The organism is Haloglycomyces albus DSM 45210 (genome assembly GCF_000527155.1).
GTDB classification, from domain to species: domain Bacteria; phylum Actinomycetota; class Actinomycetes; order Mycobacteriales; family Micromonosporaceae; genus Haloglycomyces; species Haloglycomyces albus.
This window is the reverse complement of record NZ_AZUQ01000001.1, coordinates 2,650,902-2,667,583: the sequence shown is the minus strand read 5'-3', so window position 1 is coordinate 2,667,583 and position 16,682 is coordinate 2,650,902. Positions and strand designations below refer to the sequence as shown.

The window sequence follows — 16,682 nt, the reverse complement described above, 5'->3', positions numbered from 1 at the left end:
TCGTTATTCCTCCACTCGTAGGCCCGCAGGGAAACGCACATCGCCGTCGATGATGTCGCGTAGGTCGGTGATGCCGTGCCGCAACATGAGCGCACGTTCCACCCCCATGCCGAAGGCGAACCCGCTGTATACCTCGGGATCGATGCCGCAGGCACGCAAAACTCGCGGATTAACCATTCCGCAACCGCCCCACTCGATCCAACGAGGACCGTCCTTGTGCTCGGCGAACCACACGTCGACCTCGGCACTCGGCTCGGTGAAGGGGAAATAAGAAGGACGTAGACGCGTTTGCGCTTCGGCCCCGAACAGGGCCTTGGCGAAGTGGTCCAGGGTGCCACGCAGATCCGCCATGGTGATTCCCTTGTCCACCACCAGGCCTTCCGTTTGATGGAAAACGGGCGAGTGGGTGGAGTCCACTTCGTCGGTGCGATAGACTCGCCCGGGCGCGACGGTGTAGATCGGAGGTTGCTGATTCAGCATGGTGTGAATCTGCACCGTGGAAGTGTGCGTACGCAGCACCAAATTCGATCCGAACTCGCCGTTGGTGTCGGCGATGTGAAACGTATCCATCATGGTACGGGCCGGATGATCGGGGTGAATATTGAGCGCGTCGAAGTTGAACCATTCCAGTTCGATCTCCGGCCCATCGCCGACGGTAAATCCCATGGCGGCGAAGAGATCGGCGATCCGGTCCATTTGGACGTTCACAGGGTGCCGCGATCCGGTACGGCGGCGAGGTGTTCGGGCGGTGACGTCGACCGTTTCCTCCCGCAGGATACGCTCGGCCTCTTCGGCCTCCAGGACCGAACGTCGAGCTTCATAAGCTGCGGTGACGGCCTGTTTGGCGACGTTGACCCGTTTTCCGGCGTCGGCGCGTTCCTTCCCCGGCAAAGACCCGATGGCGCGCCGCGCCAGCAGCACCGGGGACTTGTCGCCCAAGTGCGCGGTTTTGGCCGTCGCCAATTCATTGAGATCTGCGGCCGACTCGAAGGCCTTCTCCGCGGCGGACACCGCCGCGTCAAGTTGGTCCTGCTCCAAGGCGGAAGCGGGATTGTCTGTCATGGATTATCTCCTGGTGGGTGACATCATCAAAAAACAAACGTGCGGTTCTACCGCCGCCCACCAGAAAGCGTCATATGGCGAGATCTATTCGACTCTCGGCCCGCTCCTGGCGGGCCGCATAAACTCCTGTTGACGCATCCGCATGCGTTCCACTTTACCGCACAAGGCAGGCCGACGGCCATAGGGCAGCGGCTCACTCACGAAACGACGCCTCACTCGGGCCGAACCACAACGGTCGCCGTTTACGACGACCGTTGGGCGGCGGCGGAAGTGTAGAGACACACTCCGGCGGCGACGCCCAGGTTGAGGCTCTCTGCGTTTCCCCAGATGGGAACTCCCACGCGACGGTGCGCCAACGCCATCGTGGTCGAATCGAGACCGTGCGGTTCCGAACCGAAGAGCCACACGGTCGGAACGTCCAAGTCGCCCGCGTCACGCAGGTCGAAAAGATCGTCGCCGTCGGCGGCCGCGGCAAGCACCTGAGCGTCGAAGGCGTCCAGAACGTCCTCGGTCGCCTTACCCCGCACCACCGGAAGGTGGAAAATGCTTCCGGTCGATGATCGCACGCATTTGCCGTTGTAGGGATCGACCGAGTCGGTTCCGAACACGACGGCATCGGCGCCGGCGGCGTCGGCGGCTCGCAGCACGGTACCGGCGTTGCCGGGGTCGGCTATGCCGTCCAAGACCACGACCAACTGCGGCTCCACCGGAAGGGTCTGGTCCAGAAAGCGGCATACCGCGACGACGCCTTGCGGCGTCATCGTCTCCGCCAAGGCCTGCAGGGCCTCTTCGGTTACCAAGGCGCTGCGCGGAGCGGAGACGATCAACGACGACCACCGCTCCAGGGCACGTTCGGTATAGAACAGCTCGACCACCGCGTCGGCCCGGAGCGCTTCACCTATCGCCTGTGGCCCCTCGACGAGGAAGCGACCGGCTTGGTCGCGAGCGCGACGCCGGGTGAGTTTTCGGGCAGCGGAAACCCGGGACGAGCGTATGGTGAACGCTTCTGTCCCGGGTGATGAGTCCGACATCGGTAAAGCTGACTTTACGTTATTTGTTGTCTGCCGGAAGGGCTTCTTTGGCAACCGTGACCAGGGCGGTGAAGGCGGCTTCGTCGTTCACGGCGAGATCGGCGAGGATCTTGCGGTCGACGTCGACTTCGGCCAGTTTGAGGCCCTGCATGAAACGGTTGTAAGTGATGCCGTTTGCGCGCGCGGCGGCATTGATGCGTGTGATCCACAGCTTGCGGAATTCACGCTTGCGCGACTTGCGGTCACGGTAGGAGTACGTGTAGGAGTGAAGCAGCTGCTCCTTGGCCTTACGGTAGAGGCGGGAACGCTGTCCACGGTAACCTTTGGCCTCCTCGAGGACGGTGCGACGCTTCTTGTGGGCGTTCACCGAACGTTTAACACGTGCCACGGTCTATCTCCTTGGGTGTTTACAGATTCAAATGTCGGACATAAAACTAGCGACGGCCCAGCAGGCGGTCTACTTGCTTCTGGTTGGACTTGTCCACCTGGGTGCGACCGCTCATGTTGCGCTTGCGCTTGGAGTTCTTGTGCTCCAGCAGGTGGTTCTTATTGGCCTTGCGGCGCATCACTTTGCCTGAGCCGGTAACTTTAAAGCGCTTTTTAGCACCGCTGTGCGACTTCATTTTCGGCATCGGAATAGTCTCCTCTGATTGGCATGTGCCACCGTCCTGCCGAACGGCGACGCAACGGGGCCAGCGTGGAGCCCGTTGTCCCTATTGGGGTGACTCGCTGGTGAAAGTGCTACCGCGCTCACGCCGACTGGGGCGGTTGTTGCGGGAACGACCACCTTTGCGGCCCCCTTTACCTCCACCGTCGCCTTTGGGGCGTAGCGGAGCGACCACCATGATCATGTTGCGACCGTCCTGCTTGGGAGCGGCCTCGATACTGCCGAGGTCACTCACTTCGTCAGCGAGTTTTTCCAGCAGACGACGCCCGACTTCCGGACGGGACTGCTCCCGACCACGGAACATGATGGTGATCTTGACTTTGTCACCGGCCTTCAAGAAACGGACGACATGGCCTTTTTTGGTCTCATAGTCGTGCTGATCGATCTTGGGCCGAAGCTTCATTTCCTTAATCACGGTCTGCTGCTGATTACGACGAGCGGCTCGCGCCTTCTGCGCGGCTTCGTATTTGTATTTGCCGTAATCGAGTAGTTTGCAGACCGGTGGACGAGCGTTGGGCGCGACCTCGACCAAGTCCATGTCTACGTCGGCGGCCAACTGCAGGGCTTTATCAAGCGAAACGATTCCAACTTGCTCACCCTGCGGGCCGACCAGGCGTACCTCACGTACCCGGATCTGGTCGTTAACGCGCAAATCGCTGATGAGTCCTCCTCAAAAGAACGCCGCGATACCTTATCGACGACGGTGCCGGTCTATATGACAATTACGTCAACAAGCAGGCCCGGGACCATATTGCACTCATCAGGATCGTGAACTCTCAGAGCAATAAAAAAGACCCCGGCATCCGCCCTACGGCAGATGTGAGGCCCATCTCCACACCACTGCGTCGCCAATCCAGGCCGTAGTGGTGAATTACCCGATCCCAGGTGTATTGGTGCGGGTGGGAGCTGGGCTCCGCTTGTCTGCACCAATAATAGCACTAGTTGCGGTGCGCGTCGATCCGGGCCCGCAGGGTTCGCGTGGCCTCCAGCGCCCGTTCCTTGTCGGTCGGCTGCAGCGCCATCAGCGACACCTCGTCGTCGTCGGCCAATTCCAGAGTGGCCCACGGGACGCCTTTGGGGAACGAGAGACCGGTCACCACTTCCCAGGGGAACACTTGCGCCGACCCCAGATTACGCACCTCGATACCGTGGTCGAAAACCCGGATACGAGGTCGACTGAAGACTAGGAACGCGAGAGCCCCCAGCACGCCCAGCCCCCACATGGCGAAGTGGTCGGCGGGAGTCATGACGCCTCCGCCTTCGGTGGTGGCGCTCAGACTGAACGACAGGGCCGCGAAAGTCAGGAAGAATACCGCCGCGGTGATCCAGGAACCCAGGCGCGACCGACGCGGTCGGTATTCGAAGACGGGTTTGGATTTGGATGTCGTCATGTCGATGTTCCCCGCTGTGGATTCGATTGTTCCGCTGCGTCCCATTATCCCATCCTTTAGGGCAGTTGGTCGATCTCCAGGTTTGAGTCAAATGCAAGCAGAGTCTTCGGTTCACCGGTGACGATAGGCCACCCGGGGCGTCGCAAACCACACCAGGCCACATGCCCGGCCGCCAGATTGCCCGACTGCCGCGACCGAGACAGCATGAGCCCCACGTCACGGGCGGATCGCCGGTCGAGATCCATGATGACCGTCACGGGCAGCCCTAGAAGTACCTGCAGGGCGTCGCGATCGCGACGCCGCGCCTGACACCAGGCTTCGGTGAGTGCCGACGAGGGGATGGCGAGCACGAAGTTGGCCTCGTTGGCGGTAAACACCACCGCCTGCGGATAAGGCATAGAGGTCGCGAAACCGACTATGGCCGACACGTCCAGGATTCGACCACCGATCACGTAGGCTCCTCCCCCTGTTCCCTCTCCACACCCAGGACTTCGCGCGCCCACGCCAGGTGTTCGGCGCTGGGGCCGTGCCCCTTGCGGTCGAAAAGCTCCTGCAGCTGCGTCAGCGACCTGTCCCGTTCCAGACGATCTTCGACCGCACGAAGCACGTAGTCGTCGACCGACGCGGCTTTCCCAGAGCGAACCAGCTGGGCGATCTCGCGCACCTGGCCTTCACTCAGGCTAACGGTGTGCCCATCGGAACCGTTCTCGCCGGTGGGGGATTTCTCACCTTCGCTGGACGACGCCGCCGGGATTCCAGGGGCGTCATCTGCATGTTTTCCGCTCACGTCTTCAGATTAACCCCTGGCCGGGCGGCAAGCGCGACCGCACCACCTGGAGTATGGTCGTAGGGAACCATTATCAGTCTTGGGAAGGACAATCGCATGAACGATCAGGTCAAAGCCGACCAGTCCGGCGGCACCGCTCAAAAAGCGGGCGAGCGCCCACACGACCCTCGATTCCCACAGAAGTTCCTGGACTTCATGGCCCAGGGCTGGGGCCCCAGCGATGTGGACGTCAAGGAGCTGGAACAGGCCCAGTGGCACCGTCAGCACCGTAATCGTCTCTCCGCAGCCTTCCCGGGCGAGACATTGGTGGTTCCCACCGGCGAGGAGAAGGTTCGCGCCAACGACACCTTCTTCCGTTTCCGTGCGGCCACCGACTTCGCATGGCTGACCGGTGACTTGGATCCGGAGGGCGTTCTGGTCATGACGCCGAACGGTTCCGGCCACGATTCGGTACTGTACCGCCGCCCCCGCAAGGGAACCGAATCCGATGAATTCTTCCGCTCCGCCAAGTACGGCGAACTGTGGATCGGTCGACGTTTCTCCCTCGACGAGACCCGCACCCGGTTGGGGATCGAATGCCGCGACATCGAAGAACTGGAATCGGTCGTCGCCGAAGTAAAGCGCGCCGACGTCCGGCTGCTGCGCGGATTCGACGCCACGCTGGACGAGCGTTTTAGCGCCGACGACCACGACAAGGAACTGGCGACGATTCTGTCCGAACTACGTCTGACCAAGGACGAGTGGGAACTGTCGCAGCTGCAGGAAGCCGTGGACGCCTCCGTTCGCGGCTTCGAGGACGTCGCCCGCGTCCTCCCCACCGAGGGAGCGATCTCCGAGCGCGTCCTGGAAGGTGTTTTCGGGACCCGGGCCCGGTTCGAGGGCAACGGTATCGGCTACGACTCCATCGTGGGCGCGGGGTCGCACGCCACTACCCTGCACTGGATTGACAATACCGGCCAGACCAAACCGGGTGAGTTGATCCTGATGGACATGGGAGTGGAGAACAACAATCTCTACACTGCCGACGTGACGCGTACTCTGCCGGTCTCCGGCACGTTCTCTCCCCTGCAGCGCAAGGTCTACGACATCGTCTACGCCGCGCAGGAAGCGGGTATGGACACCATCAAGCCGGGCGCTAAGTTCGCCGACGTCCACCACGCGTGCATGCGCACTCTCGCCGAGGGCCTGCACGAGCTCGGTATTCTCCCGGAATCGGTGGACGAGGCCATGCAGCCCGACTCGATGTTGTACCGGCGCTGGACCCTGCACGGATTCGGGCACATGCTGGGACTGGACGTGCACGACTGCGCCAACTCCCGTCCGGAGCACTATCACAAGGGCGAACTGAAGGAAAACTTCGTTCTCACCGTGGAGCCGGGACTGTACTTCCAGGCCAACGACGAACTGGTACCGGAAGAGCTCCGTGGCGTGGGGATTCGGATCGAGGACGACGTCCAGGTCACCGCCGACGGCTGCAAGAACCTCTCCAGCGGGCTGCCACGCACCGCCGACGAGGTGGAGAGCTGGCTGGCCGAACAGCGTCAGGCCGGACCACGTCTACCGCAGTGATCGAAACGGAGTGACACCGGGCCAGGATTTGGTTTTTCCACTGGCCCACAACGCGTTTCGTAATGATGCGCGGCGAGGCGGACCCCGTGCGGGAGGCCTCGCCCAGCGGCGTATAGTGCGGTTGAAGACTTTTATCACCGCACCGGGTCGGCGGCGGCGTTCGTCACCACACCACAACCGCCAGCCGCCGCCGACCGTTTCTCGGTTCGGCAGGCTCCCGTATCGCTTCCCAAGCACCTCTTCGGATTCCACCTAGACTCCATCGCAGCGAACAGAATATGGTATGGTGGAGGAAAACAAATAAGACGGACGTACTGTTTTTTAGCTTGGTTCGCAGTGCACTCTGTCGCGTTCACCCCAGCCTCCCACACACGAATAAGAGGATGGGCGACACTGGGAAACCTGTTCGCAAGGTCATCGCCAGGACGCGGGAACCGACGTTTGTGCACACCATGCCGCGAATGGCCTTCAGAACAGGTCTCCAGACAAAACACGATTGATTCCCAATAGGAGTACCCATGGTGAGTAAAGACTCCTTCCAAGCGCGCGACACACTCAGCGTCGGCGGCGAGGACTTCGACATCTACCGGATCGACAAGGTCGACGGACACGACAGGCTGCCCTATAGCTTTAAAGTCCTATTGGAAAACCTGCTGCGCACCGAAGACGGTGCCAACATCACCGCCGACCACATCAGAGCGCTCGGCAGCTGGGACCCCAAATCCAAGCCCAGCACCGAAATCCAGTTCACCCCCGCGCGAGTCATCATGCAGGACTTCACGGGTGTGCCCTGCATCGTCGACCTGGCCACCATGCGCGAAGCCGTCCGCGATCTGGGAGGCGACCCCGACCAGATCAACCCGCTGGCTCCGGCCGAAATGGTCATCGACCACTCGGTGGTCGTCGACTTCTTCGGACAGGCCGATTCCTTCAAACGAAACGTGGAGCGCGAATACGAGCGCAACCGCGAACGCTACCAGTTCCTGCGTTGGGGCCAGACGGCCTTCAACGAATTCAAAGTGGTTCCCCCCGGAACCGGTATCGTCCACCAGGTCAACATCGAGCACCTCGCTCGGGTGATCATGACCCGCAACGGTACCGCCTACCCCGACACCTGCGTGGGTACCGACTCCCACACCACGATGGAGAACGGCATCGGAGTCCTCGGCTGGGGCGTCGGCGGTATCGAAGCCGAAGCGGCCATGCTGGGGCAGCCGATCTCCATGCTCATTCCACGCGTCCTCGGGTTCAAGCTCACCGGTGACCTGCCGCCCGGGGCTACGGCCACCGACCTGGTTCTCACCATTACCGAAATGCTGCGCGAGCACGGTGTGGTCGGGAAGTTCGTGGAGTTCTACGGACACGGGGTCGCTTCGGTGCCGGTCGCCGACCGTTCCACGCTCGGAAACATGAGCCCCGAGTTCGGTTCCACCTGCGCCATCTTCCCCATCGATGAACGCACCACCGACTACCTGCGCCTGACCGGCCGCGATGAGGAGCACATCGAACTGGTCGAGGCCTACGCCAAGGCACAGGGCCTCTGGCACGACCCGAATCACGAGGCGGAGTACAGCGAATACCTGGAACTCGACCTCTCCACGGTCGTTCCCTCCATCGCCGGACCGAAGCGCCCGCAAGACCGTATTCAGCTCGACAAGGCCGACCACCAGTGGCGCCGCGACGTGGTCAACTACGTCGAGGACGAGGCCGAGCGGGAGTCCTTCCCCGCCTCCGACTCGCCCGCCGAAAAAGGTAACGGCGATCGTCCGCACAACCCGCAGACGGTGTCGTCCGACACGGGCGAATACCAGCTCGATCATGGCGATGTCGTCATTGCCGCGATCACCTCCTGCACCAATACCTCTAATCCGTACGTCATGGTGGGGGCCGGTCTCCTGGCTAAGAACGCCGTCGACGCCGGTTTGACGACCAAGCCGTGGGTCAAGACGTCGCTGGCTCCCGGTTCCCAGGTGGTCACCGGCTACCTGAAACGCGCCGGACTGGACGCCTACCTCGACAAACTCGGATTCAACCTGGTCGGATACGGCTGCACCACCTGTATCGGTAACTCCGGGCCGCTCCCCGAGGAGATCTCCGAAGCGGTCAATGCCGGTGACCTCGCCGTCACGTCCGTCCTGTCGGGCAACCGCAACTTCGAGGGCCGCATCAACCCGGATGTGAAGATGAACTACCTGGCCAGTCCGCCCCTCGTGGTCGCCTATGCACTGGCCGGTTCGATGGACGTCAACATCACCACTCAGCCGATGGGGCAGAGCGCCGACGGTAAGGACATCTTCCTCAGCGACATCTGGCCCAGCCCCGAGTCCATCCGAGACGTCGTGGACGGAAACATCGGCCGTGAGATGTTCCTCGACGAATACTCCAACGTGTTCGAAGGCGACGACACGTGGAAGTCGCTGCCGGTCCCGACGGGCAACACCTTCGACTGGGAGGAAAACTCCACCTACGTCCGCAAGGCGCCCTACTTCGACGGCATGCCGGAGACTCCGGAACCGGTGGAGAACATCGAAGGAGCCCGCCTGCTGGCCAAGCTCGGCGATTCGGTCACCACCGACCACATCTCGCCGGCCAGCGCGATCAAGGTCAACTCCCCTGCCGGGGAATACCTGAAGTCGCAGGGTGTATCGATCAAGGACTTCAACTCCTACGGTTCCCGACGCGGTAACCACGAAGTCATGGTGCGCGGTACCTTCGCCAACATTCGTCTGCGCAACCAGTTGGCGCCCGGCACCGAAGGTGGCTGGACCCGGGACTTCACTCAGGACGATGCCCCCGTGACGACCATCTACGATGCCGCACAAAACTACGCGGCCGAGAACATTCCGCTGGTCGTCATGGCCGGTAAGGAATACGGCACCGGTTCCAGCCGTGACTGGGCGGCCAAGGGCACCCGGCTGCTGGGAGTCAAGGCCGTGATCGCCGAAAGCTACGAGCGCATCCACCGGTCCAATTTGATCGGGATGGGTGTCCTACCGCTGCAGTTCCCCGAGGGCGAATCGCACTCAAGTCTGGGACTGACCGGTGAGGAAACCATTTCGATCACCGGCATGGACCAACTGAACGACTCCATTCCCGAGACCGTTCGGGTCAGCGCCGTCGATGCTTCAGGCGCGGAAACCACCTTCGACGCGGTCGTTCGTCTGGATACACCGGGTGAAGCGGCCTACTACCGCAACGGTGGAATTCTCGCCTATGTTCTGCGTGGATTGCTGAATAAGTAACCACGTACCGCCGACTCACGAAGTCGCGCAAACGGGGGAAGTAGGGGCGTCTGCTTCCCCCGTTTTTTATGCCCACCGCATGCCCACTGCACTTGATCTCCCTTGCCCGTTCACCCTGACAACTCTGGAAGGACGGTGCCCATGGCGCACCTCGACACCGGTACCACCCACTCCCCTGCCGACGACGGCCTTTCTACCGCCGGACGGTCATCGCACGGATTCGGCCTACATCACGTCCAGCTGTCGATTCCCACCGGCGCGGAGGACGTCGCCCGGGAATATTACGTCGATGTCCTAGGCATGCGGGAAGTACCCAAGCCGCCCGAACTGGCAAAGAAAGGCGGGCTGTGGCTGCGGACCGACTCCCTGGAAATCCACTTGGGGATCGAACCGAACATGGCCGCCATGGAGAAGGCCCACCCGGGAATCGTGGTGCGAGAGGTAACCACGCTCGCTCGGATTCTGGAAAATCGCGAATACCAGGTCAACTGGGACGACGACTTCATCGGATTTCGTCGGTTCCATACCCGTGACCCGTTCGGAAACCGCCTGGAGTTCATGCAATTGGTGGAAGCCTCGACGATGTGATCGACCAGCGCACCGGGTAAGACGTAGACGAATTCCTGTTTGCGGTCGATTCGATGTCCGCAACGCCACTCTCCGAATGGAAATACTCCCCCGACGGCGCGTGTTTTCCAAAAGTGACGGATACTAACGCAACAATCCAAGTGGACGTATGGTCCGATATCGCCTGCCCGTGGTGCTACGTAGGAAAGGCACGTCTCGAACAAGCCGTGTCCGAATTCGAACACGGCGCGGCGGTGGACATTCGCCATCGGTCCTTTGAACTGGACCCGAACTTCCCCTCCGACGAGATCAGTCCGGTCATTCCGCTGATAGCCAAGAAATACGGAGCCACCGAAGAGCAGATCGAACAGAACGAGGATCGGCTGGGGGCGATGGCCGCCGAGCTCGGACTGGAGTACCGCACTCGCGGACGCGACCACGGCAATACCTTTGACCTGCATCGACTTCTACACCTGGCTCGGGACATGGGGAAGGAAGCAGAGGTCTGGCAGGCATTCTATCGAGGCAACTTCGCCGATGAAGAGTCTATTTACCAGCGCGATCGTATGATCGACGTCGCCGTCGCGGCAGGCCTCGAGCGCCATGACGTGGTGGCCGTATTGGATGATCCCTCCGCCTATGCCGACGCGGTCCGTGCCGAGGAGAAGCAAGCGGCGGCGCTGGGAGCCACCGGCGTGCCCTTCTTCGTCATCGACAACCGATTCGGCATTTCGGGAGCGCAGCCGGTCGAACTGTTCGGGGAAGCACTCGACAAGGCTTGGGCGGAAAAACCCAAGCTGGAGACCTTCGCTGCGGGAGAAGCCTGCGGACCCGACGGTTGCTGAAGCCGAGACGGTGACGGCCAAAGGCCGTCACCGTGGATGATAAACGGCTGCTTGGGAACTGCGACCGCGCAGTGCGGCTAACCAACGGCCGTCAGAATCGACGTCGCGATGCTGAAGTAAATGATCAAGCCGGTCGCATCGCAGAGAGTCGCGATCATGGGTGCCGACACGACCGCCGGGTCAACGCCCACCTTTGTGGCGATCAGGGGAAGGAACGACCCGACGAGGGTCGACCAGGTACATATAATGATCAAGGTCAAGCCGATGACGATCCCGATCGGTACCCCGTAAATGAATCCCACGACAGGACCGGCGACGGCCCCCACCATGAGCCCCAGGCAGAGACCCACCCGCCCTTCGCGCCAGATAATACGCAGAGTATCGGAGAAGCGTATCTCGCCGACCGCCATGGCCCGAATGATCACCGCGGAGGCCTGTGAACCGGAGTTACCTCCGGTACCGGTCAGAAACGGGATGAACGTCGCGAGAATAACGGCCCCCTCAAGAGCCGATTCGAAGTAGGTCAATACCGATACGGTCAGCGTCGCCGCCACCGCCAGAATCATCAACCACATCGCCCGCGACCGAGCCAAACGGAAAACCCCGGCGGCCAAGTACGGACGTTCCAGGGGTTCGGCACCACCGGTGCGAGCCGCGTCTTCGGTGTCCTCCTCTTCGAGAATCTCCATGGCATCGTCGACGGTCACCAGACCGACCAAACGACCTTCGTGATCGACCACCGGCAAGGCGTTCAGATTCGCCTCTTGAATCAGCCGGGCGGCCTCCTCTTGATCGGCATCGGTCTCCACCTCGTGATGTTCCAGTCCAACCAGATTCGCCACCGCGCTGTCAGGCGGCGCGGCCACCAGATCCGGCAGGTCCACGACGCCCAAGAGCTTCCGATGCCCGTCGGTCACCGGCAGGACGTCCAGATGTCGCGGGCGGACACGGATCGACCGAATGCGCTCGATCGCCTCGGCAGCGGTCATCGTCGCACGCAACGATACATAGTCCGGCGTCATGATACGCCCGGCCGAACGAGGTGGGTAGCCCAAAAGTTGCGCCGTCGCACGGCGTTCGGAAGCCGACAACTGCGACTGGAGACGAGTGGCGACCTTGGCCGGGACCTCATCGAACAATTTGGCCCGGTCGTCGGCTTCCATCGAATCCAGCAGATCACGGACGTACTCGTCCTTCAAAGCGTCAAGCAGCTCCTGCTGGTGCACGGGGTCGAGCTCTTCGAACACGGCGAGCGCTCTGTCCTTGGGCAACAGTCGGAACCGCAGCGCCTGCTCGCTGACCTCCATCCGGGGTAGTTCTTCGGCCAGTTCTACTGTGGAAATGTCACCCAACTGTGCGCGTAGGGATGTCAGTGAGTCCACCGCGGCCGGTGATATCGGTTGCATGGTGTGGTTGGGCATCAGCCACCTCCTGGCGGGATCTGGCCGTGCCGAGCACGGGTGAAGACGCGTGGTTTATGGAAATTAAGTCGACGGCTTCACCTTATGTGGATGCGGGGCACGGCGAGAGCTTATATGAAAAAACCGGTCAACGCCGCGACTATCTCCGGGGTCGTCGTTCACAGCCCCCACCTCCCCTCGAGGTTCCAGGTCGGCTTGGCGGAGCGAACGGTGGTCACCGTTCATCTCATTCCCCGCCGAATTCCAAGGTGCGCTCGCCGTATATCGACGCACACTGGTACACATGGTTGTTTTCCACAATATCCGGGTCGATACGGCAGCTCCGGAACTTGGAAAACTTCTGATGATGGGGTATCGCGTTCAATACGTATGGACACCCTGATCGCAAGAATAGCAAGATTCCACGGTTCGATGCCGTATCGGTCGACCGGGAGGACTCCCAACTCACACAGTCTTTACCCACTTGAGTTGAATATATATGTTCGAACAGTATTTCCGGTTACGTCGGTTTCATCGTCCAAAAAGTCACGCGATGGATTGAACGCCTCTGACGGGTCCACCTCTGGACAGAGAAAACCGGGGGACGTATCCCTACGTCTCCCGGTCGACTCCACGGTTTCTTAGCTGAGCTTGTTCAGAATCAACTCCCGAACCGTCTTCGCATCGGCCTGTCCCTTCGTGGCCTTCATGACCTGTCCGATCAGAGGCCCTGCGGCGGCCTGAGTTCCGCCTCGGATTTTCTCCGCAGCGTCGGGGTTGTCGGCGATCGCCTCGTCGACCGCCTTCTCGAGCGCTCCGGAGTCGGAGACGACTTCAAGCCCGCGTTCGGCGGCGACGGCGGCCGGGCCACCCTCTCCCGCCAGTACGCCGTCAATGACCTGACGAGCCAGCTTGTCGTTGAGTTTGCCCTCGTCGACCATGTTCTGCAACTCGGCTACTTCGCCCGGACCGATACGCATCGAGTCCAGCTCTTCACCCGCGTCGTTGGCGCGGCGCGACAGCTCACCCATCCACCATTTGAACGCGGCGGACGGGCTCGCACCGGCGTCGATCGTGGCCTCGATCAGGTCGACCGCTCCGGCGTTGTTGACCGAATCCATATCGTGGTCCGACAGGCCCCATTCACCCTGCAGGCGGGCACGTCGTTTGGACGGCAACTCCGGTAGTCGCTGACGCAGCTCCTCCACCCATTCGCGACCGGGTTCCATGACCGCGAGATCCGGCTCGGGGAAGTACCGGTAGTCGGTGGCCGTCTCCTTCGAGCGGCCGTCGGAGGTTTCGCCGGTCGCCTCGTGGAAGTGGCGGGTTTCCTGGTGGATCTTCTCGCCTTTGTCCAGAAGCGCTGACTGACGGCGAATCTCGTAGCGCACGGCTCGTTCCACGCTGCGCAGCGAGTTGACGTTCTTCGTCTCGGTGCGGGTGCCCCACTCGTCGCCGGGCTTGTTGAGGGAGAGGTTGACGTCGCAACGCAGGCTGCCCTGCTCCATCCGCACGTCCGACACGTTGAGCGAACGCAGAATGTCCCGCAGTTCGGTAACGTAGGCCCGAGCGACTTCCGGAGCGAGCTCACCGGCACCGGGGACCGGTTTGGTCACGATCTCCACCAGCGGTATACCGGCTCGGTTGAAGTCCAACAGCGATTCCGTGGCACCGTGAATCCGTCCGGTGTCGCCACCGACGTGCAGACTCTTACCCGTGTCCTCTTCGAGGTGGACACGCTCGATCTCGACCCGGTACTCCTTGCCGTCCACCGTCACGTCGACGTATCCGTCTTCGCACAGTGGTTCTTCGTACTGCGACGTCTGGAAGTTCTTAGGCATGTCGGGGTAGAAGTAGTTCTTACGCGCGAACCGCGTCCACTCGGCGATACGGCAGTTGAGCGCCAAGCCGATCAGAATGGTGGATTCGATCGCGGTCCGGTTGGCCACCGGCAGGGCCCCGGGCAGACCGAGGCAGACCGGGCAGGTCTGCGTGTTGGGCTCGGCGCCGAAGACGGTGGTGCAGCCGCAAAACATCTTGGTCTTGGTGCCCAGTTCGACGTGCGTTTCCAGACCGAGAACCGGTTCATAGTCGGCCACGGCTTTGTCGTATTTGTTCAATGTGGTCATGACGGCTATTCCTCGATTTCCGGTACGGTGTCGGCCAGCAGTGGACTTTGAGTCGTTTCAAGCGCCGCTGCGATGCGATAGCAGACTTCGTCGCGCATGACGGGACCCATCACCTGCAAACCGACCGGCATTCCTTCGGACAGGCCGGTGGGAACGGACACTGCGGGTCCCCCGTAGAGGTTGCTGGGAATGGTGTAGAGGTCGGACAGATACATTTGATACGGGTCGGCGGTTCGCGAGCCGAACGGGAAGGCCACGAACGGGGTCGTTGGACTGATCAAGGCGTCCACCTGTTCAAAGGCGGCGTCGAAATCCCGTTTGATCAGAGTGCGGACCTTTTGCGCCTGGCCGTAGAACTGGTCGATGTAGCCGGCCGACAGGGCGTAGGTTCCCAACATGATGCGGCGCTTGACTTCGGGACCGAACCCGGCTTCGCGAGTCAGGCTCATGACCTGCTCCAGCGAATGTTTACCGTCGTCACCGGCCCGCAGGCCGTACCGTACCGAGTCGTACCGCGCCAGGTTCGAGCTCGCCTCCGACGGAGCGATCAGGTAGTAAGTGGGCAGCGCGTACCGGAAGTGCGGCACGGAGATTTCTTTGACGGTGGCACCGAGTTTGATCAGCTGCTCGACACCCGCCTGATAGGCTTCCAATACTCCCGCCTCGGCCCCTTGCGCGGAACCGTCGGCGAATTCCTTCACCACGCCGAGAGTGACGCCGTCCAGGTCCCCGGTGGCTCCGGTACGTGCACCCTCGGCGACCGGACGCACGTCCTGTGGGATCGAGGTCGAATCGCGCTCGTCGTGCCCCGAAATGATCTCGTTGAGCAGGGCTCCATCCAAAGCGTTGCGGCTGACCGGGCCCGGAGTGTCCAGAGACGAGGAAAAGGCGACGACCCCGTAGCGGGAATTGGACCCGTAGGTGGGCTTGCCACCAAACGTTCCGGTCACCGCACCAGGTTGACGGATCGAGCCACCGGTGTCGGTTCCCAGCGCGATCGGCGCCATCCGGGCCGACACCGCCGCCGCCGAGCCGCCACCGGACCCGCCGGGAATGCGGTCGGTGTCCCAGGGGTTCTTCGTGGCTCCGAAGGCCGAATACTCGGTCGACGACCCCATGGCGAACTCGTCGAGGTTGGTTTTACCCAGGATCGGTAGCCCGGCTTGACGTAGGCGGCTCACGATCGTTCCGTCGTACGGGGGAATCCAGTCTTCCAGAATCTTCGACGAGGCCGTGGTTCGCAAGCCCTTGGTCACGAAGAGATCCTTCACCGCGATCGGAACACCCGCCAGGGGGCTGAGCCGTTCCCCGGCACCCAATGCGGTGTCCACTTCGGCAGCTGCTTTAAGGGCCCCCTCGGCGTCAAGCGTGAGGAAGGCTCCAACAGTGTCGTCGACTTCGGCGATGCGGTCCAGAAACGCCTGAGTGACTTCCACGGACGTCAGTTTTCCATCGCGAATGTCGTCGGCCAGTTCCGCGGCGGTCTTGTCGATGATGCGTTCACTCATGCTTACTCTTCCTCGCTGAGAATCTGTGGTACACGGAAGCGGTCTTCGGCGGTATCGGGCGCTCCGGCAAGGACGTCGTCCCTTTCGAGCGAGGTATGAGGTTGGTCTTCCCGGAACACATTAATCAAGGGAACCGATTGTGAGGTCGGCTCGACTCCGTCGGTATCGACTTCGGAGAGCGACTTCATCGAATCCAGAATGACGTCGAGTTGATCGGCAAAGGAGTCCAGTTCGCTTTCGGTGACCTCCAGTCGAGCGAGGCGCGCCAAGTGCGCGACTTCGTCGCGAGAAATAGTGCTCACGTTGTTTGTCCTTACAAATTCGAATTGTGTACGACTCATTCCCGGTTCCGCCGTGGCCCGAGGTTCGTCGCGACGACCGGGAAGCGGGAAACGAGAATTGGTCTGGGAAGACTCATCAATTTTAAGCCGTCGCGGCTGCGATCGACGAACCGGCCACCCGCGTGGCAGTAGTCGCCTACCTT

16 protein-coding genes are annotated in these 16,682 nt (G+C 61.7%); 4 read left to right on the top strand and 12 right to left on the bottom strand.

Features of this window, described 5'->3' with window-relative positions; genetic code table 11:
* Positions 1-3 precede the first annotated feature (3 nt).
* The 8 genes from pheS to HALAL_RS0112325 all read right to left on the bottom strand — a co-directional run bounded on the left by pheS (position 4) and on the right by HALAL_RS0112325 (position 4,938).
* A complete protein-coding gene (gene pheS, locus HALAL_RS0112365) occupies positions 4-1,062 on the bottom strand; it encodes a phenylalanine--tRNA ligase subunit alpha (RefSeq protein WP_029767876.1) in 1,059 nt (352 codons plus the stop codon).
* A gap of 242 nt (positions 1,063-1,304) precedes the next feature.
* On the bottom strand, positions 1,305-2,093 hold the full coding sequence (locus HALAL_RS0112355; RefSeq protein ID WP_025274299.1) for a TrmH family RNA methyltransferase: 789 nt from the start codon (positions 2,091-2,093) through the stop codon (positions 1,305-1,307).
* 19 nt (positions 2,094-2,112) lie between these two features.
* Positions 2,113-2,481 (bottom strand): 50S ribosomal protein L20, encoded by a 369-nt coding sequence (gene rplT, locus HALAL_RS0112350; RefSeq protein WP_025274298.1) that lies wholly within the window; start codon positions 2,479-2,481, stop codon positions 2,113-2,115.
* Between the two features lie 46 nt (positions 2,482-2,527).
* The gene (gene rpmI / locus HALAL_RS0112345; RefSeq protein WP_025274297.1) at positions 2,528-2,725 is read right to left on the bottom strand and encodes a 50S ribosomal protein L35; all 198 of its coding nucleotides are present in this window, start codon (positions 2,723-2,725) and stop codon (positions 2,528-2,530) included.
* A gap of 81 nt (positions 2,726-2,806) precedes the next feature.
* On the bottom strand, positions 2,807-3,412 hold the full coding sequence (gene infC / locus HALAL_RS0112340) for a translation initiation factor IF-3 (RefSeq protein WP_025274296.1): 606 nt from the start codon (positions 3,410-3,412) through the stop codon (positions 2,807-2,809).
* Positions 3,413-3,698: 286 nt separating this feature from the next.
* Positions 3,699-4,151, bottom strand: a complete 453-nt coding sequence (locus HALAL_RS0112335; protein ID WP_029767873.1) for a PH domain-containing protein — start codon at positions 4,149-4,151, stop codon at positions 3,699-3,701.
* A gap of 56 nt (positions 4,152-4,207) precedes the next feature.
* The gene (locus tag HALAL_RS0112330) at positions 4,208-4,603 is read right to left on the bottom strand and encodes a hypothetical protein (protein WP_025274294.1); all 396 of its coding nucleotides are present in this window, start codon (positions 4,601-4,603) and stop codon (positions 4,208-4,210) included.
* Complete coding sequence (locus HALAL_RS0112325) at positions 4,600-4,938, bottom strand: hypothetical protein (RefSeq protein WP_025274293.1); 339 nt, start codon at positions 4,936-4,938, stop codon at positions 4,600-4,602. Before HALAL_RS0112325 ends, HALAL_RS0112330 begins: the two co-directional genes overlap by 4 nt.
* A gap of 96 nt (positions 4,939-5,034) precedes the next feature.
* On the opposite strand from HALAL_RS0112325, the gene HALAL_RS0112320 reads away from it, so the two are divergent.
* From HALAL_RS0112320 to HALAL_RS0112305, 4 genes are all read left to right on the top strand, one after another.
* Entirely contained in the window at positions 5,035-6,507 is a 1,473-nt protein-coding gene (locus HALAL_RS0112320) for an aminopeptidase P family protein (RefSeq protein WP_025274292.1), read from the top strand.
* A gap of 521 nt (positions 6,508-7,028) precedes the next feature.
* On the top strand, positions 7,029-9,749 hold the full coding sequence (gene acnA / locus HALAL_RS0112315) for an aconitate hydratase AcnA (RefSeq protein WP_025274291.1): 2,721 nt from the start codon (positions 7,029-7,031) through the stop codon (positions 9,747-9,749).
* A 141-nt stretch (positions 9,750-9,890) separates the two neighbouring features.
* Positions 9,891-10,337, top strand: a complete 447-nt coding sequence (locus HALAL_RS0112310; protein ID WP_025274290.1) for a VOC family protein — start codon at positions 9,891-9,893, stop codon at positions 10,335-10,337.
* A 134-nt stretch (positions 10,338-10,471) separates the two neighbouring features.
* Positions 10,472-11,161 carry a DsbA family oxidoreductase gene (locus tag HALAL_RS0112305; RefSeq protein ID WP_029767870.1) on the top strand — a complete coding sequence of 230 codons (690 nt, stop codon included), beginning with the start codon at positions 10,472-10,474 and terminating at the stop codon, positions 11,159-11,161.
* A 77-nt stretch (positions 11,162-11,238) separates the two neighbouring features.
* Here HALAL_RS0112305 and mgtE read toward each other — a convergent pair whose 3' ends face one another.
* The 4 genes from mgtE to gatC all read right to left on the bottom strand — a co-directional run bounded on the left by mgtE (position 11,239) and on the right by gatC (position 16,500).
* The gene (mgtE, locus tag HALAL_RS0112300) at positions 11,239-12,582 is read right to left on the bottom strand and encodes a magnesium transporter (RefSeq protein ID WP_025274289.1); all 1,344 of its coding nucleotides are present in this window, start codon (positions 12,580-12,582) and stop codon (positions 11,239-11,241) included.
* 620 nt (positions 12,583-13,202) lie between these two features.
* On the bottom strand, positions 13,203-14,690 hold the full coding sequence (gatB, locus tag HALAL_RS0112295; RefSeq protein WP_025274288.1) for an Asp-tRNA(Asn)/Glu-tRNA(Gln) amidotransferase subunit GatB: 1,488 nt from the start codon (positions 14,688-14,690) through the stop codon (positions 13,203-13,205).
* 5 nt (positions 14,691-14,695) lie between these two features.
* Positions 14,696-16,198 carry an Asp-tRNA(Asn)/Glu-tRNA(Gln) amidotransferase subunit GatA gene (gene gatA / locus HALAL_RS0112290; protein WP_025274287.1) on the bottom strand — a complete coding sequence of 501 codons (1,503 nt, stop codon included), beginning with the start codon at positions 16,196-16,198 and terminating at the stop codon, positions 14,696-14,698.
* Between the two features lie 2 nt (positions 16,199-16,200).
* Positions 16,201-16,500 carry an Asp-tRNA(Asn)/Glu-tRNA(Gln) amidotransferase subunit GatC gene (gene gatC, locus HALAL_RS0112285; protein ID WP_025274286.1) on the bottom strand — a complete coding sequence of 100 codons (300 nt, stop codon included), beginning with the start codon at positions 16,498-16,500 and terminating at the stop codon, positions 16,201-16,203.
* Positions 16,501-16,682: the final 182 nt, after the last annotated feature.

Excerpts from the sequence above, each read along its gene's own strand:
- pheS (WP_029767876.1), bottom strand. The coding sequence starts at position 1,062 with ATGACAGACAATCCCGCTTCCGCCTTGGAGCAGGACCAACTTGACGCG.
- HALAL_RS0112355 (WP_025274299.1), bottom strand. The coding sequence starts at position 2,093 with ATGTCGGACTCATCACCCGGGACAGAAGCGTTCACCATACGCTCGTCC.
- rpmI (WP_025274297.1), bottom strand. The coding sequence starts at position 2,725 with ATGCCGAAAATGAAGTCGCACAGCGGTGCTAAAAAGCGCTTTAAAGTT.
- HALAL_RS0112335 (WP_029767873.1), bottom strand. The coding sequence starts at position 4,151 with ATGACGACATCCAAATCCAAACCCGTCTTCGAATACCGACCGCGTCGG.
- HALAL_RS0112320 (WP_025274292.1), top strand. The coding sequence starts at position 5,035 with ATGAACGATCAGGTCAAAGCCGACCAGTCCGGCGGCACCGCTCAAAAA.
- HALAL_RS0112310 (WP_025274290.1), top strand. The coding sequence starts at position 9,891 with ATGGCGCACCTCGACACCGGTACCACCCACTCCCCTGCCGACGACGGC.
- mgtE (WP_025274289.1), bottom strand. The coding sequence starts at position 12,582 with ATGCCCAACCACACCATGCAACCGATATCACCGGCCGCGGTGGACTCA.
- gatB (WP_025274288.1), bottom strand. The coding sequence starts at position 14,690 with ATGACCACATTGAACAAATACGACAAAGCCGTGGCCGACTATGAACCG.
- gatA (WP_025274287.1), bottom strand. The coding sequence starts at position 16,198 with ATGAGTGAACGCATCATCGACAAGACCGCCGCGGAACTGGCCGACGAC.